Origin of the sequence: Morganella psychrotolerans, from assembly GCF_001676055.1 — a bacterium.
In the GTDB taxonomy this organism is placed as follows: domain Bacteria; phylum Pseudomonadota; class Gammaproteobacteria; order Enterobacterales; family Enterobacteriaceae; genus Morganella; species Morganella psychrotolerans_B.
This window is the reverse complement of the sequence record NZ_LZEX01000045.1, coordinates 123,828-149,177: the sequence shown is the minus strand read 5'-3', so window position 1 is coordinate 149,177 and position 25,350 is coordinate 123,828. Positions and strand designations below refer to the sequence as shown.

The window sequence follows — 25,350 nt, the reverse complement described above, 5'->3', positions numbered from 1 at the left end:
GAATCATCATCTGTCAGTAGTGAAATGGCGGAAAAACACATTACTGATTTCCGGCACAGAATGCAAAAGGGGGAAAAATATATTCCCCCTTTATTCGTCATTTATTCGTTATTTCAGCCCCTGACCTGCCGGTAAGGGCTGAAGATAGCTATTTAACGGATTAACGGACAACTTCCAGCATCGACGGTGTCGCACCGACTGCACGCCAGGACGGAATATACATGGATTCCACCTGTGGCGCAGGCACACTGTATTTACCCGGCGTCACTGCACGCGCCAGATAGACCAGGGTTACCGGGCGGTACTCTTCAACCACCACCTGAGACACAAAGCGGTCATCACGGTATTCCGTGTGGCGGATTGTCGCCTGCTGCATATCCTGAATCGCTTCTGCCAGGTTTGGTGCGCTGTCACTCAGGCTGGCGCTGCTTGCTGCCAGATTCTGATTTTCCAGCTCCAGACCGGCCGGTAACAAGTCAACCACCAGCGCATCCGGCACATTGCGATCCGCCTGAATATCCAGACGCACCACGACCATATCGCCGCTGCGCAGACGATCAATAGTAATTGGATTACCATTGAGATCCAGATACGTCCGTTTAATCTTCAGCACTTCAGATTCCGGTTTTGGTGCCTGAACAGGATATCCCACAATATTGACGCGCCCGTACAATTGACTGTCACCTCTGTTCGCCACGCTGATGCCTTTTTGCAACTGACGTGCAGTCAGGTTTTCACGCAGCGCGCTGTCGCGGCTGACAGCAGGTGCTTCGCCGTTCAGTACGGCAGACCACGGCACTTCGCTCTGATTGAGATAATGACGACCGGCAAGGTACAGCGCGTTACTTTCCTGGGTGGAGAAGTAGCGGCGGTTCTGTATCTCATTGGACAGCGACTGCAATTTCACAAAGCGCTGTTCCGCATCAGAATCTGACTCACTGAGCAGTGCAATAATCATCGCATCATCACGGACATTGCTGCCGTAATCACCGGAATAGCTGTTGCTGTTGCGGTTTTTCATCACGCCGAGACGGATGGCTTCATTACCACGGTCTGCATCACCCATTTTCTTCAGGGCGATCCCGAGCTGAACCAGTGCCAGCCCGCTGTTTGCATCATCACGGCGCTGATACACCTGACGCAGCGCGCCCAGCGGGGCTTTCTGCTGTTGTGCCAGCACATAACCGGCATACGCCTGAACCGCGAAGCGCATCTGATCACTTGATCCGTAGTAGCTGCTGCTGATAACAGAGCGATCCTGCAAATAGCGCAGCAAACGGTTGTTGGCATTAGTCAGTGATGCTGCCGGAACGTCAAACCCGCGCTGTCCGGCACGGAACAGGAAGTCTGTTGCGTACGCGGTCAGCCACGGCTCTTCCGACCCGGTGTTATCCCACAGAGAGAAACTGCCGTCACTGCGCTGCATGCCCAGCAGGTGCGGAATACCTGCCATAATCGCCTGGCGGCGTCCGGCGTCAGTCTGGGTTTTGATCCCCAGTTTTTTCAGCTCGGCTTCCGACGAATAAAGCGACGGATACAGCCCGCTGATTGTCTGCTCCAGACAGCCGTACGGATACGCATACAGTTCACGGACAAAGCGCGAGATATCCAGTGGCGGACGGCTGGTCAGCAACAGTTCACCAGACACTGTCGAGCTTTCCAGACCGCTGAGCTGATCGGCCGGTAATGCCCATTCAGCGGCGTTGCCGAGTGACATGGAATAAGAAACGGTTTCTGCCGGATACGCCGGGCGTACGCCGATTTTCCAGCTGTTTTTGTAGACGTCGCTGCCGTTATCAGGCAGTTTCAGTCCTTTGACGGTCATAAAGACTTCGCCCTGACCAAAGCCATTAACCGCTTCCACCGGGACATTGACGGATGTGCGCTGACCTTTGGTCAGTGTCACGTCTTTCACCGCAGCACCTTTCAGGTTGATCATGCCTTCTGCGCTGAAATTAACCGTCAGGTTCTGGGTTTCATCCGTCAGGTTAGTCAGATCTAATGTCAACTGTGAATTATCGCCGCCTGCCATAAAGCGCGGTAATGCCATCTGGCTGATAACCGGTGCCGCAACAATCACTTTGTTCTGCGCATTACCAAAATCTTCATCTGTCCACGCCTGCGCCATCAGGCGCAATTCGCCGTTGAAATCAGGGATGGATAAGGTGACAGTTCCTTCACCCTGCTCGTTGAGAACAACCGGCGCTGCCTGCTGTGCGATAATCTGCACATCATTGAGCGGTTTCAGACCACCGCGATCCAGTTCATCACCGCCATCACCCCCGAAACGCAGCGTACCCAGACGCCCTTCGCCCTCAATCAGTTGTCCGTAAACATCATATTGATCCACACTGTAGCGCTTGCGCCCGAAGAATGCGTCATACGGATCCGGCGTTTTATAGTCAGTGATATTGAGCACGCCGGTATCCACGGCAGAGATAAGCACATTCACTTTCTGCGGCATGGCTTTGCCGTCCTGTGCATTGGCTTTGACTTTGACTGTCAGATCCTGATTCGGACGAATGCGCGACGGTGCATCCAGTGTGACGGCAATTTTACGCCCCGGATCAGCCATCGGAATATGCAGAATACCGACTGCACGTTTGACGGTCGCCTGGCGGGAACTATCACCCGGACGGATGATTACCGCTGTCGCATACAGGTCATGCCGGGTCCACTCTTTGTTCAGCGGAACTTCAACATCCAGCCCGCCCTCCGGTACATCCACTTCCTGCCACCACAACGGACCGTCACTTGATTCAAGTAACACATAGCCTTTACCCGCCTGCGGTGCAGCGATATTCAGTTTTACTTTGTCGCCTGCGCGGTAATCCGGTTTATCGAGTTTCAGTTTGACCTGATCCGGACGCACAGCACCGGTGCCGCCGGTGTTATCCTGCCAGGAATAGCCCGCCCAGAAGCGCACGCTGCTGGTAAGCCCGGTAGAAGGGTCCAGAATTTCCAGGCGATACGCGCCCCATGACACCGGAACCGTCACTTTTGCTGTGCCGTCTTTGGCGATGGAAATCGGGTCACCGGTCATCACCAGATCTTTCTGGTCATAATTAGATGACCAGCCTTCAGAATCTGACCAGCGCCAGTAATAGTCACGGCGCTCGTAAATCAGGCGGGCGGTAAGATTATCGGCTTTTAATTTATTACCCTGTTTGTCTGCATAAACAATTTCAAACTCCGCCAGGGAGTCCTGATCCAGACTGAACTGGGAAACATATTTGTCTGTGCGGTAGTCGTAAATTTCTTTTTTCGCAAAGACCGGGCGGATCCCCGCCATTCTTTCTGCCGGCCAGACCGCAAGATCTGCACGGCGGGTGACAGGACGACCGCCGGTTTCCATCAGGCTTGCCTGAAGAATTAATTTGAACGGCGATTTTACCTCTTTCCAGTAATCATTACTGACAGTGAATGCCGCTTCCCCGTTGTCACTCATGGTTTCATCAAATTCATCCAGGGTACGGGTCAGATTACCCTCCTGAATGTCACCGAATTCAAAGCCCGGCAGTTTGGCGACCGCTTCGCGATCAGGACGCATAAAGAGCTGCCCGGTCAGTTGGTTACCGGCCGCCGGTGCGCCATAGAGATAATGACCTTCAAGCTCAAAATCCGCAGTTTGCCCTGAGGTGATCGGCAGCTTTTCGGTCTTGATTTCAAGCGCCATGCGCTCAGGCATGAAATCTTCCACATTGACACTGTAGAAGCGCGGCGTGTTATCACCGAGATCAAAACGCAGCGTCAGTTTGCCGGTTTCACTATTTTCAGGAATGTCATATTTATACTGATACAGCCCGTTTTCCGGCTGCCAGACAAAAGTGGACGCCACTTGTCCGTCATTTTTCAGTACATCAACTTTCACCGGCTGATCTTTTACCGGATGCCCGTCACCATCACGCAGCAAGCCGTTGATAATTAATGTTTCACCCGGGCGGTAAAGGTCGCGCGGACCGAAAACAAAAAATTGTTTCGCGTAGCCCTGCGGGCCGGCGATATCAAACTCAGCCAAATCCAGCGCCGGGTTTTTCAGGTCAATCATACTGGTCTGCCCGTTATGGATAGCCAGTAACAGCGCCGCGTCATTGCCGCGATCCAATTTTGCATGCCCACTGCCGTCAGTTTCCCCTTTGCTGAGTAACTGACCTTTGCTGTCGAGCAGACGAATTTCCACACCTTTGATGGCACTGCCTTTTGCCAGCGACTGGGTAAAGACATCCAGCTCATTAAGATAGCTGTGCATCGACACGCCGACATCACTCAGCGTAAAAAGCGTGGCGGGCATGGTGTAACTGTAGCGCCCTGCCTGCTGCATCACCGCCAGATACACACCTTCATCCTGCAATGGTTTGATGTCTTTGAGCGGGATAAGCATGTTTTCACGGGTATTTTTCTGCGGATTGAGATCAAAACGCCCGGTATAAACGAGATCCGTATTATTGAGGAGCTCATCAGAATTCCAGTACTGGAGATTGTTTCCGTATTGCCAGCTCGCAAGGAATGCGGCGAGGGAATCCGGTTTGATGCGGTAAAAATTGACATCAATACTGTCCACATTCAGGGCGAAAACCGGCAGCCCTTTAATTACATCCCCCGGGAACAGTGAGCCACGGCTGGCGAAACCGATACTCGGCGTCACTTCTGCCGTGGTCAGTTTTGCGTCATAGCCGTTAACCAGTGTGCGTTCATTAATACCGCGCACACCGCGATCAATGCTTAATTGCAGTTCGCGGGATGGCGGAAGATGGCGCATTCTCAGCTCCATCAGGTTATCAGACAGCTCCCACGCGCCTTCCAGTTTACCGTTTTTAACATCCACCAGACGGGCAAACTGAGCAAAATCCTGATTCGGATCTAACGGAATCGAGAATGTGACCACCATGGCATTCGCGCCATCAAGCTGAATTTCTGAGGTGTCAATAATCGTCACATCTTTACCGGCGTAGCGTTTCGCCAGTTCTGCCAGAGAAGCAGCATCGTGTGTTTTTTTGGTTTCTTTAGATGACGCAGAAGATGAAGAAGATGATGAAGACGTGGTGCCACTTTTATTGGCAGGTGCGGAATCATCTGCGCCCGCCGCCGTTGTTTTACTGCCGGTGTCATCACAACCCATGAGCGCCAGCGCTGAAGCAAGCAGCACTGCCAGGCAGCGCTTCTTACCGATACCCTGTCCTGCTATCGGAAAACTCATAATCAATCCTTTCTGGTGGAGCCCGTAATCCGGGCGCATGTTCGGTATTATTTCACGAAGTGTAAACAAAGCCTAAACAAGCGTATAGCGTATTATTCCGAATATCAGCGCAGCGGGTATTCATCTGCGAAATAACTTATTACTTCATCTCCGTCACCGGTATCGCATTGCGCAACCAGCCACCAAGGCGGCGCTGATAAAATGCACTGGTGTGCTGTGTCAGGAAATGGGTCAGTCCGTCATTTTCATCCGGATTTAACAGACAAAAATCAATATGTTCGCCGTCTCCCAGGTGTGCCATCGCAGCCTGTGCCGCTTCGCTGATTATCGTATCAATCCCGGACTCATCACTGAATTCTAGCGCTATCAGCAATACCTGTCCGTCGCCGCTTTTATCGTCTTTTTCCTGCGCCATTACCCAGAATGCGCGGCGTACCGGTTTATGCTGTTTAAAAATACCGGACAGTGCGCCAAGCACGTCTTCCGGTATTTTGTCCGGAACGCTCAGGAGCAATGCGGTGCCCTGCTCAATCATGACTTCCTGAGGTTCAGCCGGGAGGGTATCTGCCATAATAATGCTCCGTATTTCAGATTCAGTGTTTCAGATTCAGTATTTCAGATCCGGATAGAAAAACGGTCACGAAAATCGTGACCGTCCGATGACTTATAAAGATAACTAAATTACCGATTACCGTAGCGCGTGTTACTTTCCGGCTTTTTTCAGCAGCAGTGTCGCAACAGAGCGGACACCGTAACCGGTCGCACCCGCTGCCCACATGTCTGACGGCGCTTTGCGGTAAGTTGCAGAGCAGTCAATATGCAGCCAGTTTTTGCGGTAGTTTTCCACAAAGTGTGACAGGAATGCTGCTGCCGTACTTGCACCTGCCGTATTTGGCGCACCGGTGTTGCTCAGGTCTGCAAATGATGACGGTGTCTGCTGACGGTGGAATTCTGCCAGCGGCAGACGCCAGAACAACTCTTTTTCCTGATCGGCGGCTGCCATCAGGTCATTATATAATGCATCGTCGAAACTCATGACTGAGTGGTAATCATTACCGACGGCAGTTTTCGCCGCCCCGGTCAGCGTCGCGGCATCAATAATAAATCCGGCATTATCTTTACCGGCTTCGATCAGACCGTCCGCCAGCACCAGACGCCCTTCTGCATCAGTATTGAGGATCTCAACGGATTTACCATTGCTGTAACGGATGATATCGCCCAGTTTGAATGCGTTGCCGCTGATCAGGTTATCCGCGATGCACAGATACAATTTGACGCGTTTTTGCAGGCCACGGCAGATAGCCATTGCCAGTGCGCCGGTCAGTGTTGCCGCACCCCCCATATCCGATTTCATGGATTCCATGCCGGAGGACGGTTTCAGGCTGTAGCCGCCGGAATCAAAGGTGATCCCTTTACCGACCAGGCTGGCGAAAACCGGGGTGTTATCCTGTTTGCCGGGGTTGTAATCCAGCGCTAACAGAACCGGTGAACGCGAAGACCCGCGACCCACAGTGTGGATCCCCATATAGCCCTGCTCGCGTAAATCTTCACCTTTAATAATACGGTAACCAACTGATCCGCAGGAAACGCTGCACAGTAAATCAACAGCACGCTGTGCCAGTTGTTCCGGCCCGAGCTCTTCTGCAGGGGTGTTGATAACATCGCGCACCCAGTCAATGATACGGATACGGTGCTCTAATTCGGCTTTATCCGCTTCCGGTAATTCAGGCCATTCAATGGAGCGGGCACCTTTCGGCGCACGGAAACCCTGCCAGAATGCCCAGCTGGTTTCCAGGTCCCAGTTACTGCCGCTCAGGATCACGTTACGGATCCCCTGACCGTCAATTTTACGCCCGGCGCGCTGAACCGCACACAGCATCCCTTTCTGACTTAAATGAATAGTCATTCCGTTATCAGTAGCGCTGATAAGGGCTTTTTCTCCCCATGCCGGAGAAGCGGGTTCGTATGACAGGATTACGGGCATGATTAGTTGCGTCATTATATTCTCTCTTTTGATTTTATGATTGTGAGTCACAATCCGATTTTATCTGAGGAATGCACGGGGTGCCGGTCTGCACAAGAGGACAGCATACGCGCATCAGAGGCCGCACGGTAACATAATTGTGCGGCCTGACATGCGTAACAAAAGACGTCATTCACATTCATCGAGCCAGACTAATAAAATAGCTTCTAATACTTTTTCGTTAGATTTTTCAGGCTCATCATCAAAATCGTCCAGCGCACAGATCCACTGATGCATATCAGTAAAACGCACGGTTTTCGGGTCGGTATCCGGATATAAATCATACAGCGCTTCACCGATTTCCCGGGTATCCTGCCATTTAAGTCCCATCGCTATGCTCCTTTATCAGTGCTCACGCGCGTGGTTGACCGTGTATTTCGGCATTTCCACCACCAGGTCTTCATCGGCCACTTTTGCCTGACAGCTCAGACGGCTTTCCGGCTCCAGTCCCCAGGCTTTATCCAGCATGTCATCTTCCAGCTCAGTGCTCTCGGTGAGGGAGTCAAATCCCTCGCGGACGATACAGTGGCAGGTGGTGCAGGCACATGATTTCTCACAGGCATGTTCAATTTCGATACCATTACGCAAGGCAACATCCAGAATTGACTCACCTTCACTTGCGTCGAATACCGCGCCTTCAGGACATAAAAACTCATGCGGTAAAAAAACAATCTTAGGCATAATCTTCCCGTTATATCTCATCCACAGAGTGACCCGCGAGTGCCTTACGGACAGAATTATCCATCCGGCGGGCTGCGAATACCTGTGTTTGCTTGTCCAGTTGTTTAATTGCGCGTTCAATCGCGACCGGTGAGTCGCCTTGCGCACTTTGAATAAGAGCATCAACTGCCGCATCAATGGCGGCATTTTCGTCGTCGCTCAGTAAATCGCCATCCTCTGACAGAGCCTGTGTCAGGCTCTCCAGCAGGCGGGCAGCTTCCACTTTTTGTTCCGCCAGGCGGCGGGTGGATACATCATTATCTGCGTTTTCGAGTGAATCTTTTATCATGCCGGCGATATCAGTATCGCTCAGGCCATAAGACGGTTTGATCTGCACTGACGCCTGCACACCGGTGGATTTTTCCAGTGCGCTGACACTCAGCAAACCATCCGCATCCACCTGAAAAGTGACACGGATATGCGCGTTACCGGCTGCCATCGGCGGAATGCCGCGCAGGGTGAAACGCGCAAGCGAACGGCAGTCACTGACCATTTCCCGCTCGCCCTGTAATACATGAATGCTCATGGCCGTCTGACCATCTTTGAATGTGGTGAATTCCTGGGCGCGGGCAACCGGGATGGTCGTGTTGCGCACAATAACTTTCTCCACCAGACCGCCCATGGTTTCCAGCCCTAGCGACAGCGGGATAACATCCAGCAGCAGCATGTCACTGTCCGGCTTGTTACCGGCAAGAATATCCGCCTGAATTGCCGCCCCGAGTGCAACCACTTTGTCCGGATCAATCGAGGTGAGCGGCTGACGGGCAAAAAATTCGCCTGCGGATCCGCGCACCAGCGGAACACGGGTAGAGCCGCCGACCATCACGACTTCACAGACTTCATCCTGACTGATGCCCGCATCTTTCAGGGCACGGCGGCAGGTCATAAGGGTTTTTCTGACCAGCGGACGGATGAGTTCCTCAAAGGTTTCACGGGTCAGCACGCCCTGCCAGCCATCAACAGAAACTGTCGTTTCCTGTGCATCTGAGAGGGCAATTTTTGCAGCGGATGCTGCATTTAATATTGTGCGGTGGTGTGAATGGTCACGCGCCTGCATGCCGCTGCTCTGATAAATCCAGTCAGCTATCAGGGCATCAAAATCATCACCACCGAGCGCCGTATCCCCGCCCGTCGCCAGCACTTCAAACACACCACGGCTCAGGCGCAGAACAGAGATATCAAACGTGCCGCCGCCCAGGTCATACACAGCGATTACACCTTCCTGACCGGAATCCAGCCCGTAGGCGATAGCGGCAGCAGTCGGTTCATTCAGCAGGCGCAGTACATGTAAGCCGGCAAGCCGCGCGGCATCTTTGGTGCCCTGGCGCTGTGCATCATCAAAATACGCGGGAACGGTGATCACCACGCCATCCAGTTCTCCGCCGAGGGTTTCCTGCGCACGCTGTGCCAGCACAGACAGAATATCGGCAGAAACACGCACGGGATCAACCAGACCGGCAGCCGTGCGGATCAGTGGCAGGCCATTTTCACTTGCCTGTAGCTGATACGGAAGACCGGGATAGCGTTGGGTAATATCATTGAGAGAGCGCCCCATCATCCGTTTAACGGAAATAATGGTGTTTTGCGGATCAGCGGCGGCATGTGCGAGGGCTTCGCGCCCGACAATCCGGTTGTCAGCGCAATATTGAACTACAGAGGGCAGCAGAAAGTGCCCGTCGCTGTCAGCCAGTACGGCAGCCTCTGCACTGCGCACAGTGGCAACAAGTGAATGCGTGGTGCCTAAATCAATACCCGCAGCAAGGCGGCGCTGATGCGGAGCCGGAGCCTGCCCCGGTTCGCTGATTTGTAACAGTGCCATATTTTTCCCTTAAAAACTGTCTGACAAACGTTCTTCAATATCATCAATTTGTTGTGCCAGTTTACTCAAAAACCGTAACTTGCGCACACTGTCTGCGGCGACCAGCCAGTCTTCATCATCAAGCTGCCGGATCATCTCTGCCATGCGGGTTTTTGTCATTTTATCCGTTTTGGCAGCAAAACCGGCCAGGGCATCGCTGTCCTGCTTTTGCTCAATAATATCAAGAGATTCACGCAGATCCATCTGTTCCATCAGAAACGCCGTATCATGCATGGTGTGCTGTTCATTATTGATATCAATATCATGCAACAGCAGCATATATTCTGCGCGTTTCAGGGGATGTTTCAGTGACTGGTATGCTTCATTGATGGTCGCGGCCATTGTCAGCGCCTGCGCCTGTTCCCGTTCGTCATGGCTGGCGAAGCGGTCAGGATGGTACTGACGCTGCAAATCCTGATAACGTCCGGCAAGAACCTGAGTGTCAAGTTCATAACGCTCAGGCAGGCTGAACAGGGAAAAATAGTTCATATCGTACTCTTTACGGCGCACAAAGCGCGGATAGATAGATGGAGAAGTTAAACGTGAAAACTTTCGCCACAGCCACATTCGCTGTCAACATTCGGGTTATTAAATTTAAACCCTTCGTTTAACCCTTCCTTCACGAAATCCACTTCCGTGCCGTCAAGATACACAATACTTTTGCCATCAATAATGACTTTGACGCCTTTGTCTTCAAATACGATATCGTCATCATTGAGTACATCGGCAAACTCCAGCACATAGGCCATACCAGAGCAACCCGACGTTCTTACACCTAACCGCAGGCCTAATCCTTTGCCCCGGCTTTCCAGAAAACCGGAGACCCGGTTTGCCGCACTTTCTGTAAGAGAAATGGACATTACACACCTCGCTCTATAAACCAGTATGGCGGATCACTGAAATGCTCAGTATCCGCCATTAATTTTTTATTACTCGTTTTCATCTGAACCGCAGGAATTTCCGTCCCTGCGCTCAGTGATAACGGGGGCTATTATTTGCCCTGGCGTTTACTTTTGTAATCCGCAATTGCTGCTTTAATCGCATCTTCAGCCAGAATTGAGCAGTGAATTTTCACCGGCGGTAATTCTAACTCTTCCGCAATTGCGGTATTTTTGATGGACTCAGCTTCATCCAGGGTTTTCCCTTTCATCCACTCTGTCACCAGCGAACTGGAGGCAATTGCAGAGCCGCAACCGTAAGTTTTAAAACGGGCATCTTCAATTACACCGTTGTTATCAACTTTGATCTGCAGTTTCATGACGTCACCACAGGCCGGAGCACCCACCATGCCGCTGCCGACTGTCGGATCTTCGTTATCAAAAGAGCCCACGTTGCGCGGATTTTCGTAGTGATCGATTACTTTTTCGCTATAAGCCATTGTTTATACTCCTGAAACCGTCTGATTAATGGTGTGACCATTCAATACTGTTAATATCAACACCTTGCTTGTGCATCTCCCACAGAGGGGAAAGATCGCGCAGGCGGCCAATTGCGTTATGGATAAGCGTAATTGCATAGTCAATCTCTTCTTCAGTGGTAAAACGCCCCATTGAGAAACGGATTGAGCTGTGCGCCAGTTCATCAGTCATACCCAGCGCGCGCAGAACGTAAGACGGCTCCAGGCTGGCAGATGTACAGGCAGAGCCGGATGAGACAGCCAGGTCTTTCAGCGCCATCATCAGGGATTCACCTTCAACATAGTTGAAACTGACGTTAAGAATATTTGGTGCCGTATGTTCAGGGCAGCCGTTAAGATAGGTTTCTTCGATATCTTTAATGCCGTTCCACAGACGCAGACGCAGTGCAGACAGGCGCTCAGATTCCGCTGCCATTTCTTCTTTGGCAATACGGTACGCTTCGCCCATGCCGACAATCTGATGTACAGGTAATGTACCTGAACGCATACCGCGCTCATGACCACCGCCGTGCATCTGTGCTTCGATACGGATGCGTGGTTTGCGGCGGACATACAGTGCCCCGATCCCCATCGGCCCGTAAATTTTGTGACCGGAGAAAGACATCAGGTCAACTTTCAGTGTGCTTAAATCCACCGGAATTTTGCCGACGCTCTGCGTCGCATCCACATGGAAGATAATGCCTTTGCTGCGGCACAGTTCACCGATAGCTTCAATATCCTGAATAACACCAATTTCGTTATTCACATGCATGATTGACACCAGGATGGTATCTTCACGCATTGCCGCTTCTAATTGCTCAAGCGTGATAATCCCGTTGCGCTGCGGCGCTAATGTGGTGACTTCAAACCCTTCGCGCTCTAACTGACGGCAGGTATCCAGCACCGCTTTATGCTCGGTTTTGCTGGTAATAATATGCTTGCCTTTTTTGCCGTAAAAATTCGCGGCACCTTTAATGGCAAGGTTATCTGACTCAGTTGCACCCGATGTGAATACAATTTCACGCGGGTCCGCACCGACCAGTTCTGCTATCTGGTTACGGGCGATATCAACCGCCTCTTCAGCCTGCCAGCCAAAGCGGTGTGAACGTGACGCCGGGTTACCGAAAACGCCGTCCATTGTCATATATTGCATCATTTTTTCAGCAACACGCGGATCAACCGGTGTGGTTGCTGAATAATCTAAGTAGATCGGTAATTTCATCGCTCAATTGCTCCATGAACTACGGTTGCGTTGTTAACGCAGGTTTCTGCTTATGCTTGCAGATTGATAATCGTTTCGTTGATAGCTATACTATGTGCCCGGCGTTTATCATCCTGGCGATCAGCAACATCAATCACTTCTTTATGATTTACCAGCTCTTCAAGGCTGATACTGCTTAAAAAATCAGTAATACGGTCACTCAGATCACGCCATAATGCGTGGGTCAGACAGCGGTCACCGCCCTGACAGCCTTCCTGAGTTCCCTGGCAACGGGTTGCATCCACGGACTCATCAACAGCTGAGATGACCTGAGCAATAAAAATCTCTCCCGGCGCACGTGCCAGACGATAACCACCGCCCGGACCACGGACGCTGGAAACCAGTTCGTTTTTACGCAAACGCGAGAAGAGTTGCTCAAGATAGGAGAGGGAAATACCCTGGCGCTCGGAAATTTCAGCCAGCGGTACAGGCCCCTCATGGGAGTGCAGTGCTACGTCGAGCATAGCTGTCACTGCATAGCGCCCTTTTGATGTCAGTCTCATAACCGGATCCCCGTGATAAATGGTGACGAAATTGTGTCATTCCTGAGTAATTTAGTCAACTATTTAACCCAGTAAATTACTCAACTATTTTTTTGCCCATTTTTCAACAGAAGTCAGTATGCCGCGCAGGATATTAAGCTCCTGTGCTTCCGGATGCGCACGCGTAAATAAGCGGCGCAGACGGTTCATAATCTGGCCGGGATGCGCTTTGCGGATGAAACCGGATTCATTCAGTACTGATTCAAGATGCGTATAGAACCGCTCCATATCATCAGCCGGTGGATAGTGTACCTCATCTTCTTCATCATTATGTGACGGTTGGCTCTCATTCTGAGAGGCCAGAAATGCCATACGGATCTCATAACTGACCAGTTGGACCGCCATCGCCAGGTTCAGTGAGCCGTACTCCGGGTTGGTCGGAATATAAAGATGATAATTGCATTTCTGCAGTTCGTCGTTGGTCAGCCCGACACGTTCACGACCAAAAATAATGGCAACAGGAGCGGTCAGTGCGGCTTTGACGCTTTTTTCACCGCATTCACGCGGTTCAACCATTGGCCAGGGCAGTGTGCGGGAGCGCGCACTGGTGCCAATCACCAGCTCACATCCGGCGATAGCTTCATCCAGCGAGCTGACAATTTTTGCATTGCCGATAACATCGCTGGCACCTGCTGAGAGTGCAATAGAGTGGGAATCAGGCTGAACCTGCGGATTAACCAGATAAAGGTTAGATAACCCCATAGTTTTCATGGCCCGCGCAGCGGAGCCCATGTTGCCGGTGTGGGAGGTTTCGACCAGAACAATTCGGATGTTTTCAGACATAACAAGCTATATTTGAGAAATTATCGCATTATCTTAACACAAGAATAGTCAGAAAGACGATCACCTGTTATAATCCGCGGCGATTATTTTCGTTCTTTAACATCCCGGTGGACAACCCCCATGCATCCGATGCTTACCATCGCCATACGTGCTGCACGTAAGGCCGGCAACCTGATTGCCAAACACTATGAAATGCCTGACAGCGTTGAGACTTCTCAGAAAGGCGCTAATGACTTTGTCACTAACGTTGATCGTGAAGCTGAACAGATGATTATTGAAATCATCCGTAAGTCATATCCTAAGCACACCATTATCTCTGAAGAGTGCGGTGAATTAATCGGCGAAGAACATGATATGCAATGGGTTGTTGATCCCCTGGATGGCACAACCAACTTCGTTAAACGTCTCCCGCATTTTGCTGTATCCATCGCTTTTCGTATCAAAGGCCGCACTGAAGTGGCTGTGGTATACGATCCTATGCGTAACGAATTATTCTCCGCCGTCCGTGGTCAGGGCGCACAGTTAAACGGCTACCGCCTGCGCGGTGCATCCGGCCGTGAACTTGACGGTGCGATTCTGGCAACCGGTTTTCCGTTCAAAGCCAAACAACACGCTGATACTTACATCAAAATTCTGGGCAAACTGTTCAACCGTTGCTCAGACTTCCGCCGTACCGGTTCTGCTGCGCTGGATCTGGCGTATCTGGCTGCCGGTCGTGTTGATGGTTTCTTTGAAATTGGTCTGAAGCCATGGGATTTCCTCGGCGGCGAACTGCTGGTCCGTGAAGCGGGCGGTATCGTTTCTGACTTCACCGGCGATCATAACTATATGACCAGTGGCAACATTGTGGCAGGCAGCCCGCGCGTTGTGCGCGAACTTCTGTCAGAAATGCGTGACGAACTGACTGAATCACTGAAACGCTGATTCTGTTTCGTCTGCCGGATAACCAGTGCCCTGCTGTTTATCCGGCAATTCTGTCTGGCGGCTATCAGCCACAAATTATAATTCCCCCTCCTATATAATTATCAATCCCTTTATTTTTTATAATATTGTCTGCCTTTTATATTTAAATAATATATGCACTGTTCCTGCGACAAAAAATATACCCAACATCATTCAAAATGCAGGCAGGCGGCAAAGGAAGATAAATGGGGAACATGGATAAACTATGTGACCCGGCCAACTGAGTGCAGCCAACGAACCTGTAGTTTGAATGAATAAGGGGATACACTATTTTATTATTATAAAGGAAACTATATGGTTCAGGCTGAAAATATAAAATACTCAGATTTAGTTTCATTATCCGGCGAGATAAACAAAGATCAGAAAAACATCACAGAAATACCCTTTACAGAACAGTACGACAGTATATCAGCACATTCTTTGCGAATTCTTAACGCATTGGACATGGAGATAGAGCTAATTGATTCATATGAACATTATCTGGATCTCGATAATGACATTACCTATCTTAACGATATCAAAAATGACATCAACAACCTGAGCACCACCATTCATGGTTATGCTGATATGATGCACACATCAGAACTCATAGATAAAGCTGAAAAACACGGTCATGATTTATCTGAATTAGTTAACAGCTATTATGACCATATTGAACAACTGAAAAAAATAAAATCTCCTCATCTGCCTGTTAAATTTGATTTTCCACAGAAAGATACACTAATTCTCAGTATTAATGACCTGATAAAAAAACTCAGTGAAGAAATTAAACATCTGAAACTGCAAATAGAGGATACCGTTAAATTTTCGGCACTTCTGCATAAAATAAATCAGCTGACAGACATGTCACTCGCTGTTATCCGCTTTTGGGTTATGAATGTTTCCCGCTATGATGTGTATTTTGCAGAAGGGGCGTCTATGGCAGGGCTTAATGAAATAGTAAACGGCCACATTAACGCACTGAAGTATTACAAAAGTTAACTCTCCGCCGCTTACGTATACTACCGACAGTTGTCAGACATGAGCGGCGGATATTACCGCCGCTCTCACCTGTTACTTTATTTTATATCTGAGCCCGGACTTTCGGGCGCAGGAACAGCGCCGGAATAGCCGTCAGCGCCATCAGATAAAAAATACCACCGTGGATATCTTCATAGAGATAACCCGCCACCAGTGTCATCACCGCAATTGCCCCGCCCATCGCCAGTGCTGAATAAGCGGCCTGCAACGGAATGATTTCAGCCGATTTTCGCGCGCCGATAAATTTCATAGCAGCAAGGTGGCACACGGTATAGGTTCCGCTGTGCAGGATCTGCGCGATAATCAGCACCGGTAAGGCGGCAGACATTCCCATCAGTGACCAGCGCAGAATACCGCAGATACCGGAAAGTAATAACAGGTTTGCCGCACTCCAGCGGCGGAACAGTTATTACTGAAGGTAAAGACAATCACCTCCGCAACCACCCCCAGCGACCATAAGTAACCGATTGTCGCATCGGAATACCCCACCCGCTGCCAGTAAATTACACTGAATCCGTAATATGCCGCGTGCGCGCCCTGCAAAAGGCTGACACAAATCAGGAAGCGGACAACGGAATTATCTTTCAGTAAGGTACGAAACGCGACCTGCGGTCCGCGCTGTTTTAGCTCACCCGCCGGCATAATGCGCGGGCGCAAAAAGGAGGTCAGCACAAGAGAGGCCGTACTGACAATTAACGCGACTAAAATAACATCATGCTTCCAGACATCCATCAGCAGCCCGGTCACGGAGGTCGCGATAATAAAAGCAACTGAACCCCAGACACGGATAGTGCCGTAATCCATCGGGAACTGTTTCTGCCAGGTGGCAGCGAGAGAATCCCCCAGCGGGATCATCGGGGAGAAAAAGAGATTAAACCCGGCCATCACAAAGAACAGCCAAATCCAGTGAGATCCAAACCAGAATGCCACCGCAAAGATAAATGAACACAGTGCCATCAGACGTAATGCAAAAATCAGACGGGAAGGATCTTTAAACAATGGCGTGATAAACAAACTGCCGATAAACCGGGCTACCAGCCCCACACTCAGTAACAACCCCACGGTTGCCACATCATGCCCCTCACCTTTCAGCCAGGCTCCCCAGTAGGGAAGAAATATCCCGTAGGAAAAAAAAATACGTGAAATAATCAAGCGCCAGCCAAAGCGATGACGGAACAAACATCTGTTTCTCCTTTATACCCTTATTCATTCAAATTACAGGTTCGTTGGCTGCATCCTGAATGACGCCGAGTATACATTAAAATAAAAAACCCGCTCGTACGGAGTTACGAGGCGGGTTCGTAAATATATACCCTTATTCATTCAAACTACAGGTTCGTTGGGTATACTCAAACAGTATAACGGATTATGCGTAAACCGGGTATTTCGCGCAGATAGCCAGAACTTTTTGTTTCACAGCTTCAATGGTCGCTTCATCATTGAGGTTATCTAACACGTCACACATCCAGCCCGCCAGCTCACGCGCTTCGGCTTCTTTAAAGCCGCGACGGGTAATTGCCGGTGATCCGAGACGGATACCTGAGGTGACAAACGGGCTTTTCGGATCGTTCGGCACACTGTTTTTGTTCACAGTAATATTCGCACGACCGAGCGCTGCATCCGCATCTTTACCGGTGATGTCTTTATCAACCAGATCAACCAGGAACAGATGGTTTTCAGTTCCGCCGGACACTACTTTATAACCACGGTTTAAGAAGACTTCAACCATTGCTTTGGCATTTTTCACAACAAGAACCTGATTTGCTTTAAATTCAGGCTCCATTGCTTCTTTTAATGCCACGGCTTTACCGGCGATGACATGCATCAGCGGGCCGCCCTGGTTGCCCGGGAATACGGACGAGTTCAGTTTCTTGTACAGCTCTTCGCTGCCGCCGTTCGCCAGGATCATCCCGCCGCGCGGACCTGCAAGGGTTTTATGCGTGGTGGTGGTTACAACGTGTGCATGCGGAACCGGGTTCGGGTAAACGCCTGCAGCAACCAGACCGGCAACGTGTGCCATATCAACAAACAGGTAAGCGCCGATGCTGTCTGCGATTTCGCGTAGTTTTGCCCAGTCAACCACACCTGAGTAGGCTGAGAAGCCACCGATGATCATTTTTGGCTGATGTTTTTTAGCTTGTTCAGCGACATCGTTATAATCAATTTTACCTGCAGCATCAATACCATAAGGAACGATGTTATACAGTTTGCCGGAGAAATTTACCGGAGAGCCGTGAGTCAGGTGACCACCTTCCGCTAAGTTCATCCCTAAAACAGTGTCACCCGGCGATAACAGTGCGGAGTACACCGCCACGTTAGCCTGTGAGCCGGAGTGCGGCTGTACGTTGGCGTAATCTGCACCAAACAGCTCTTTTGCACGGTCAATCGCTAACTGTTCAACGATATCCACATACTCACAACCGCCGTAATAGCGCTTACCCGGATAACCTTCAGCATATTTATTAGTAAGCTGTGAGCCTTGGGCTTCCATGACGCGCGGGCTGGTATAGTTTTCTGAGGCAATTAATTCAATGTGCTCTTCCTGACGACGATCTTCGTCTTTCATAGCCTGCCAGAGTTGAGGGTCGTAATCTGCAATATTCATTTCACGCTTTAACATTCGTTTCTCCTGACTCGCTAACACCGATAAAAACACCCCCCTTCAGGGGACGAATGGCATACAGTGTAAACTCTTTTTCAGGATTGAGATAGCCCCGGAAATAAAAAATACGCAAACGATTGCATGCTGATGAAATCAGGTAGTTAGCGGCCTTAAAATTTCACCAGAATATCCTGTTCATCGGACTCAATACCGAATTTGTGATCCCCCTCATCCCCCTCTCATTGGTCAATTTCGCTATTTTTAGCCGATTTTCTGACACAGCACTAAAATTTATCCTTTACAAATTTTGCCCTATATTATAAGTTGCATTAAAAATACATGTTATAAAATTCACGTTGAAGTGATGTTTTTTCAGGAGCCCTGCCATGCCCGATGCTCAAACTATCGCCATTGTAAAATCCACCGCACCGCTGATCGCCGCGACCGGACCAAAACTTACCGCCCACTTTTATGACCGTATGTTTCACCAGCATCCGGAGTTAAAAGATATCTTTACCATGAGCCACCAGCAGAGCGGCGCACAGCGTGAGGCCTTATTTAATGCGATTTGCGCTTATGCGATGAATATTGATAACCCCGGCGTACTGAGTGCCGCGATTGAAAAAATAGCCAATAAACACGTTAGTTTGCTGATTAAGCCGGAGCATTACCCGATTGTCGGTGAAAATCTGCTGGCGACCATTGAAGAGCTGCTCAATCCGGGTGAGGAAGTCTTAGCGGCCTGGGGAAAAGCGTATGCCGTGCTCGCGGATATCTTTATTCAGCACGAAGCCGGGTTATATAAAGAGAAAGCCGTGTCTGCCGGTGGCTGGGAAGGATTACGGGATTTTCGCGTTACCCGCAAACTGGCGCAGAGTGAATTCATTACCAGTTTTGAACTGACACCGGTTGATGCGCAGCCGGTAGCGGATTTCCGTCCGGGACAATATATCAGCCTCTATATTAATGATCCGTCTCTTGAGGATCAGGAAATCCGTCAGTATTCACTGACACAGGCACCAAACGGTAAAACCTACCGGATTGCCGTAAAACGGGAAGATAACGGCATGATTTCCGGCTGGCTGCACGCCAATATTGAGGAAGGCGATATTGTTAAGCTGACGCCGCCTTGCGGTGATTTTTTCCTGAATGCCGGAAAAGAGACACCGGTTGTACTGATTTCCGCCGGTGTCGGCTTAACACCGATGATGGCAATGCTGCAAACCCTGTCAGAGCAGCAACATGCGGGAGATGTTACCTGGCTGCATGCCGCAGATCACGGCGGTGTTCATGCCTTTGCAGAGGATGTTGATGCTTTTGGTGCCGCGCTGCCTGTCTTCAGCCGGACAGTGTGGTATCGCGAACCACGCGCCGGGGAGCCATATCCGCACCTGACCGGACTGATGGATTTAAACCCGCAGAAAAATGCCCTGCTCAGCAAAACGCGTCACTATTATCTCTGCGGCCCGGTTGTTTTTATGCAGTACGTAGCCGGTCAATTGACAGCAATGGGCGTGAATACAGACCAAATTCATTATGAATGTTTTGGTCCGCACAAAATTTTATAATCACGACAGAATAACAATAAGATATATGCGGGGCACTTCAGCCCGCAATGCGCAAAATCATTCAGTCTGCGGGCTTTCTGTAAAACAGATTTACGCAAAATCATTCGGTCTGTGGACTTCCCGTAAAACAGATTTACGCAAAATCATTCGTTTTGCAGGAAGGCGGCAAAGTAAGGACATCCGCGGGAGCATACATCAGTATGTGACCGTGGTGGACGAACGAAGCCAACGCACCTGCAGAGCGAAGGATGAAGTGTAAACGAAGCCAACGCACCTGCGGGCTGAAGGATGAAGCACATTTGAGTAACAGTGACACAACCGCCGAATAAATATCTATCCCATCCTTCGCCCGGTTCACTGTTACTCTTTTTTTTTACCTGTCAGATAACCTGTTCAATTATCGCATCCCCGCGATAGTCGCCTTCAAGCATAATTGTACCGTCCAGTGCCCGATATTGTACCGGACTCATCATGCTTTTCATGCCGTAGGCCGGAATAGTGATTTTGACATTTTTAAACCCCTGATGCCGTCCGCACAAATTCAGCCAGATACTGAAATCCGTTATATTATTGCGGAAAAAATAGGTATATCCCTGGCTGCTGAAACCAGCGGTAAGGTTTTTAAATATTCCTTTACTGGATTTAAGGTGTATTTTCCTGTGAACCTTGTGTTTTGCTATCTGGTCAAGAAGCTCACTTAATTCTTTTTCATTTTTCAGTCCTAAAATACCGGATAAATTCTCTTTTGGTGTGATATGAATAAATGAATCCGAATCCCTTACATCATATTTGTTTGTTAATAAAAACATAACCATATTCCCTTAATAGTCTGTTTACAGTAAACAAAGCCAGAGGAGATACGTTACTTATTTATTTATTTTTATAATTGACCTGAATCATAGCTGATGATGATAGTATCTGTGTAATCAGATTAAGAAGGTGTCAGGCGGATATATAAAAATAAAAACCGAAACATGAACGTATTAATACGTTTTGTTTTTATCATTTATATAACTTAACTAAAAACAGATTATGTGATGTTATATATTACCTGCGCTGTATTTATTAATGATCAGATAAAATCACATAGCTTCTTGTGTATTAAAATAGTACTCATTTTATTACCGGGGGGGGGATGAAATAATCCGGCGCTACCGGTAAACGGGTTGCGCCGGACAGATAATCTGAACAATCAGTTACCGGAAATCAGATAGCCTCTTCATCCTGCTCGCCGGTACGGATACGGACAACCTGTGCCACATCAAACACAAAGATTTTCCCGTCACCGATTTTTCCGGTTTGTGCTGTCTGCATGATCGTTTCCACACAGCTTTCAAGAATGTCATCGGCGACAACAATCTCAATTCTCACTTTCGGCAGAAAATCCACCATATATTCCGCACCACGGTACAGTTCTGTATGGCCTTTCTGACGCCCGAAACCTTTCACTTCAGTGACTGTCATACCCGTGATCCCGACTTCTGCCAGCGCTTCACGGACATCATCAAGTTTGAACGGCTTAATAATCGCTTCAATTTTTTTCATTATCAGATCCTGTTACCAATTTTTACGGCCAAACCCGGATGTGATCGGGTAACGGCGATCTTTGCCGAAGTTGCGGGCGGTAATACGCGGCCCCACCGGTGACTGGCGGCGTTTATATTCATTAATATCAACCAACCGGATAACCTTACGCACAACTGCTTCATCAAAACCGGCAGCAATCAGTTCTTCCGGGGACAAATCGCGTTCAACATAGCCTTCCAGCAAGGCATCAAGAATGTCATACGGCGGCAAACTGTCCTGGTCGAGCTGACCCGGCGCCAGCTCAGCTGACGGCGGACGGGTGATAACCCGCTCAGGGATCGCCGGTGACAAGGTATTGCGGTATCTTGCCAACTCAAAAACCATTGTTTTCGGCACATCTTTCAGTACATTAAATCCGCCGGCCATATCGCCATACAGTGTGGAATAGCCCACGGCAGACTCACTTTTATTACTGGTGGTCAGCACAATGCGACGGCGCTTGTTTGACATCGCCATCAGGATCACGGCCCGGCAGCGCGCCTGTAAATTTTCTTCCGTGGTGTCTACTGCCGTACCGGCGAATTTTGGTGCCAGTTCGTGCATAAAGGCATCAAACATCGGCTCAATCGGGACAATATCAAACTCGACGCCGAGCAGTTCTGCCTGCTCGCGGGCATCATGGATACTGATTTCCGCCGTATAACGAAACGGCATCATCACGGCTTGTACTTTGTCATTTCCCAGTGCATCTGCGGCAATAGCGACCGTCAGTCCGGAATCAATACCGCCGGATAAGCCCAGTAATGCCCCCTGAAAACCATTTTTAGTCACATAGTCACGGGTGGCCAGCACCAGTCCCTGATATACCTGCGCCAGAACAGACAATGTCGGTGCGGGAGACGACATCGGCGTAATAGCAAGGTCATCAAACCGGCACTGTACTGTCTGCTCAGAAAATGCGGCAAGACGATGCGTTATGTTGCCATCTGCACTGAAAACAGCTGAATCGCCATCGAAAATCAACTCATCCTGACCACCAACCTGATTGAGATAAATCAGCGGCAGTCCGGTACGGCGGCAGTGTGACTGAATCAGCACATCACGCGTATCAATTTTATCGGTGGAATACGGCGAGGCGTTCAGCGTCAGGATAATCTCAGCTCCGGCGGCTTTCAGCGCATCAACAGGCCCGTCAGTCCAGATATCTTCACAAATCAGCAGTCCCAGGCGGTAGCCTTTGAAATCAACGACACAGGTTTGCGTCCCGGCGGTAAACCAACGTTTTTCATCAAATACGCCGTAATTCGGTAGCTGCTGTTTGAAATAACGGGCGCGGAGTTCGCCCTGTTCAAAGAAAGAGAGCGCATTATAAATGTACCCGTTTTCATGCCACGTATGACCCAGGAGGATCGCGCAATCATGGCTCGCCTGCTCAATTCTTGTTAATACCTGCTCTGTGCGCTGATGAAAATCAGGGCGGAAAACCAGGTCTTCCGGCGAATATCCGGATAGTGCCAGTTCAGAAAACATCACCAGATCAGCGCCTTTTTGCTGCTGCTCTGCGACCGTTTTCAGGATACGTTCACCATTGCCTTCAATGTCTCCGACCAGAAAGTTCAGCTGAGCCAAGGCGATATTGAGTGTACGACGCATAAAATCCGGGTCTCCGTCTCTCTCATGTAAAAACTAATAATAAAACAGCTAATAATGAAGATGATAGCAAAATGTGCCTGCGACAGCGTATTCTTTATTTATTCTTTAAAGTCAGCCGCATCCAGCTCATGGCGGGAGAGGAGTTTGTAAAACTCGGTCCGGTTGCGCCCCGCTAAACGGGCAGCATTGGTCACATTGCCTTTGGTCATCTGCAATAATTTTCGTAAATAATTGAGTTCAAACTGGTTTCTGGCTTCCACAAAGGTCGGCAGCGCCGTGTTTTCCCCTTCCAGCGCCTGAGTTACCAGCGCTTCGCTGATCACCGGCACAGTAGAAAGTGCCACGCACTGCTCAATAACGTTGAGTAACTGGCGGACATTTCCCGGCCAGCTTGCGCCCATCAGACACTTCATGGCATCAGTGGAAAAACTGCGGACAAACGGTTTATGTTTTTTAGCCGCTTCACGCAAAATATGATTTGCCAGTAACGGAATATCTTCCGCGCGCTCATGCAGGGTCGGAATTTTCAGATTAACAACATTGAGGCGATAGTAGAGATCTTCACGGAACTCATGCTTTTCCATCGCTTTGGGTAAATCGCGGTGGGTTGCGGAAATAATGCGGACATCAATATCAATATCACGGTTACTGCCCAGCGGACGGACTTTCCGTTCCTGCAATACCCGCAGAAGTTTGACCTGTAACGCTATCGGCATATCCCCGATTTCATCCAGGAAAAGTGTCCCGCCGCCAGCCGCCTGGAACAACCCTTCCCGGCTGCTGACCGCCCCGGTAAATGCACCTTTGGCGTGACCGAACAGCTCAGATTCCAGCAATTGCTCCGGCAGTGCGCCACAGTTAATTGCAATAAACGGTTTTTTGGCGCGTGGGCTGGCTTTATGAATAGCCTGCGCCAGAACCTCTTTCCCGGTACCGCTTTGTCCGTTGATAAGCACACTGACATCTGATTGTGCGACCATTTTTGCCTGCTCCAGCAGACGGATCATCAGCGGGCTGCGGGTGACAATACCGTCACTCCAGGACTCATCACTGACCGTTGTGGACGAAAGTGCCAGTGCATCATCAATGGCTTTATATAAGGCATCGCGATCGACAGGTTTGGTCAGGAAACTGAATACCCCCTGCTGCGTGGCAGCAACCGCATCCGGAATAGAGCCGTGAGCGGTCAGGATAATCACCGGCATTCCCTGATGGGTTTTCTGGATCTCGGCAAACAGTGCCATACCGTCCATTTCATCCATCCGCAAATCACTGACGACTAAATCAATTTTTTCTTTTGCGAGTACTTTCAGTGCTTCAGGGCCGCTTTCTGCTGTTGTGACCCGAAAGCCCTCACTACTCAGGCGCATTCCCAGTAATTTTAATAACCCGGGATCGTCATCAACTAATAATAAATTTGCGCTGCGGCGTGCTGTCATGCCTGAGTTACTCCTTTTTATTCTGTACCGGTTTGCTTTCTGCCGGTTTTTCAGCCGGTGTTGACTCAGCAGCAGGTTTCGCTTTTACCGGCGGCGCTGCGGCTTCATCAGTAACGGCTGCCTCTTTTAATGCTTCACTTCGCTCTTCCTGAGCACTTTCAGGCTCTGCATCGGCTTTTGCCGGCTGTTTACGTCCGGCAAGCTGGCGTTCAATATTACTCAGATTGTCCAGTTTGCGGGTCGTGGTCTGCAATTCATATTGCAGGCGGGAATTCACTGCACGTAACTGATCAATTTTTCCGTCGGTTTCACTCTGAAGACGGCGGTAACGCTGGCGCTCATCACTCAGTGTAATCGCCAGTTTTAATTGTTCGCGCCACAGTTTCATTAACGGGCGCAGTGAAACCGGGAAGCCTGCGCTGAAAGTATTGAGTGTATCGAGCACTTTGCGTTTGTCATTGGCTGAGCTGCCGGTGTTATCCAGCAAAATACTCTGACGGAATGCGGTATCCCAGCTGTCTGCTGTGATTTTCCCTGCCATTATCCGGGCCGTATCACTGTTGAGCAGATCAGCGCAGTCCATCATCCGCAGCCAGTAAAGTCCGTTTTCTGTTGCGACCGCAGAATCAAGCTCCCAGAGCGTATGACAGTCAGCTATCCGGTAATCGATCGTGCGCTCATGCGGCAATACCGCCGCTGCCAGCGACGAAAGAACCGGCGGGGTTGATGTTTTTACACAGCCGGTCAGTAACAGCGGTACGACGGCAATCAGGGACTTAAATATCATGTTCAAATTAA

The 25,350-nt window shown here is 49.8% G+C and carries 21 protein-coding genes and 1 pseudogene; 3 read left to right on the top strand and 19 right to left on the bottom strand.

The features are described from left to right. Window positions 1–160: 160 nt before the first annotated feature. The 12 genes from AYY17_RS19660 to trmJ form a co-directional block, all read right to left on the bottom strand. The gene (locus tag AYY17_RS19660; RefSeq protein WP_067426635.1) at window positions 161–5,197 is read right to left on the bottom strand and encodes an alpha-2-macroglobulin family protein; all 5,037 of its coding nucleotides are present in this window, start codon (window positions 5,195–5,197) and stop codon (window positions 161–163) included. 139 nt (window positions 5,198–5,336) lie between these two features. After that, window positions 5,337–5,768 (bottom strand): enhanced serine sensitivity protein SseB C-terminal domain-containing protein, encoded by a 432-nt coding sequence (locus tag AYY17_RS19655; protein WP_067426632.1) that lies wholly within the window; start codon window positions 5,766–5,768, stop codon window positions 5,337–5,339. Between the two features lie 132 nt (window positions 5,769–5,900). After that, window positions 5,901–7,196 (bottom strand): aminopeptidase PepB, encoded by a 1,296-nt coding sequence (gene pepB / locus AYY17_RS19650; RefSeq protein WP_067426630.1) that lies wholly within the window; start codon window positions 7,194–7,196, stop codon window positions 5,901–5,903. Window positions 7,197–7,349: 153 nt separating this feature from the next. Then, complete coding sequence (iscX, locus tag AYY17_RS19645; protein ID WP_067361268.1) at window positions 7,350–7,550, bottom strand: Fe-S cluster assembly protein IscX; 201 nt, start codon at window positions 7,548–7,550, stop codon at window positions 7,350–7,352. Window positions 7,551–7,565: 15 nt separating this feature from the next. Continuing rightward, window positions 7,566–7,901 carry an ISC system 2Fe-2S type ferredoxin gene (gene fdx, locus AYY17_RS19640; protein WP_067426627.1) on the bottom strand — a complete coding sequence of 112 codons (336 nt, stop codon included), beginning with the start codon at window positions 7,899–7,901 and terminating at the stop codon, window positions 7,566–7,568. A gap of 10 nt (window positions 7,902–7,911) precedes the next feature. After that, entirely contained in the window at window positions 7,912–9,759 is a 1,848-nt protein-coding gene (gene hscA / locus AYY17_RS19635; RefSeq protein ID WP_067426626.1) for a Fe-S protein assembly chaperone HscA, read from the bottom strand. Between the two features lie 9 nt (window positions 9,760–9,768). After that, window positions 9,769–10,287, bottom strand: coding sequence for a co-chaperone HscB (gene hscB, locus AYY17_RS19630; protein WP_067426765.1), 519 nt, complete (start codon window positions 10,285–10,287; stop codon window positions 9,769–9,771). 47 nt (window positions 10,288–10,334) lie between these two features. Beyond that, window positions 10,335–10,658, bottom strand: a complete 324-nt coding sequence (iscA, locus tag AYY17_RS19625; RefSeq protein ID WP_067426625.1) for an iron-sulfur cluster assembly protein IscA — start codon at window positions 10,656–10,658, stop codon at window positions 10,335–10,337. A gap of 131 nt (window positions 10,659–10,789) precedes the next feature. After that, the gene (gene iscU, locus AYY17_RS19620) at window positions 10,790–11,176 is read right to left on the bottom strand and encodes a Fe-S cluster assembly scaffold IscU (protein ID WP_067402565.1); all 387 of its coding nucleotides are present in this window, start codon (window positions 11,174–11,176) and stop codon (window positions 10,790–10,792) included. A gap of 25 nt (window positions 11,177–11,201) precedes the next feature. Continuing rightward, the gene (locus AYY17_RS19615; protein ID WP_067426622.1) at window positions 11,202–12,416 is read right to left on the bottom strand and encodes an IscS subfamily cysteine desulfurase; all 1,215 of its coding nucleotides are present in this window, start codon (window positions 12,414–12,416) and stop codon (window positions 11,202–11,204) included. A 50-nt stretch (window positions 12,417–12,466) separates the two neighbouring features. After that, window positions 12,467–12,958 carry a Fe-S cluster assembly transcriptional regulator IscR gene (gene iscR, locus AYY17_RS19610; protein WP_067426619.1) on the bottom strand — a complete coding sequence of 164 codons (492 nt, stop codon included), beginning with the start codon at window positions 12,956–12,958 and terminating at the stop codon, window positions 12,467–12,469. Window positions 12,959–13,042: 84 nt separating this feature from the next. After that, window positions 13,043–13,780, bottom strand: a complete 738-nt coding sequence (gene trmJ / locus AYY17_RS19605) for a tRNA (cytosine(32)/uridine(32)-2'-O)-methyltransferase TrmJ (protein ID WP_067426616.1) — start codon at window positions 13,778–13,780, stop codon at window positions 13,043–13,045. Window positions 13,781–13,900: 120 nt separating this feature from the next. On the opposite strand from trmJ, the gene suhB reads away from it, so the two are divergent. Continuing rightward, window positions 13,901–14,704: an inositol-1-monophosphatase gene (suhB, locus tag AYY17_RS19600; protein WP_067402577.1), complete on the top strand. Its 804-nt coding sequence runs from the start codon at window positions 13,901–13,903 to the stop codon at window positions 14,702–14,704. A gap of 333 nt (window positions 14,705–15,037) precedes the next feature. Further along, window positions 15,038–15,724, top strand: a complete 687-nt coding sequence (locus AYY17_RS19595; RefSeq protein WP_067426613.1) for a hypothetical protein — start codon at window positions 15,038–15,040, stop codon at window positions 15,722–15,724. Window positions 15,725–15,806: 82 nt separating this feature from the next. On the opposite strand, the pseudogene AYY17_RS19590 reads toward AYY17_RS19595, so the two are convergent. Both AYY17_RS19590 and glyA read right to left on the bottom strand, forming a co-directional pair. After that, window positions 15,807–16,946: pseudogene (locus AYY17_RS19590) on the bottom strand (3-phenylpropionate MFS transporter). Between the two features lie 183 nt (window positions 16,947–17,129). Further along, entirely contained in the window at window positions 17,130–18,383 is a 1,254-nt protein-coding gene (glyA, locus tag AYY17_RS19585) for a serine hydroxymethyltransferase (protein WP_067402582.1), read from the bottom strand. A 368-nt stretch (window positions 18,384–18,751) separates the two neighbouring features. On the opposite strand from glyA, the gene hmpA reads away from it, so the two are divergent. Further along, window positions 18,752–19,933, top strand: coding sequence for an NO-inducible flavohemoprotein (gene hmpA / locus AYY17_RS19580; RefSeq protein ID WP_067426610.1), 1,182 nt, complete (start codon window positions 18,752–18,754; stop codon window positions 19,931–19,933). Window positions 19,934–20,313: 380 nt separating this feature from the next. On the opposite strand, the gene AYY17_RS19575 is transcribed toward hmpA, so the two are convergent. The 5 genes from AYY17_RS19575 to qseG form a co-directional block, all read right to left on the bottom strand. Continuing rightward, a complete protein-coding gene (locus tag AYY17_RS19575) occupies window positions 20,314–20,742 on the bottom strand; it encodes a hypothetical protein (RefSeq protein WP_067426607.1) in 429 nt (142 codons plus the stop codon). A 397-nt stretch (window positions 20,743–21,139) separates the two neighbouring features. Continuing rightward, window positions 21,140–21,478: a nitrogen regulatory protein P-II gene (gene glnB / locus AYY17_RS19570; RefSeq protein WP_067426604.1), complete on the bottom strand. Its 339-nt coding sequence runs from the start codon at window positions 21,476–21,478 to the stop codon at window positions 21,140–21,142. Between the two features lie 12 nt (window positions 21,479–21,490). Further along, window positions 21,491–23,113: an NAD+ synthase gene (locus tag AYY17_RS19565; protein ID WP_067426601.1), complete on the bottom strand. Its 1,623-nt coding sequence runs from the start codon at window positions 23,111–23,113 to the stop codon at window positions 21,491–21,493. Between the two features lie 98 nt (window positions 23,114–23,211). Beyond that, entirely contained in the window at window positions 23,212–24,552 is a 1,341-nt protein-coding gene (gene glrR, locus AYY17_RS19560) for a two-component system response regulator GlrR (protein ID WP_067402597.1), read from the bottom strand. A 7-nt stretch (window positions 24,553–24,559) separates the two neighbouring features. After that, window positions 24,560–25,339: a two-component system QseEF-associated lipoprotein QseG gene (qseG, locus tag AYY17_RS19555; protein ID WP_067426600.1), complete on the bottom strand. Its 780-nt coding sequence runs from the start codon at window positions 25,337–25,339 to the stop codon at window positions 24,560–24,562. Between the last annotated feature and the right edge of the window lie 11 nt (window positions 25,340–25,350).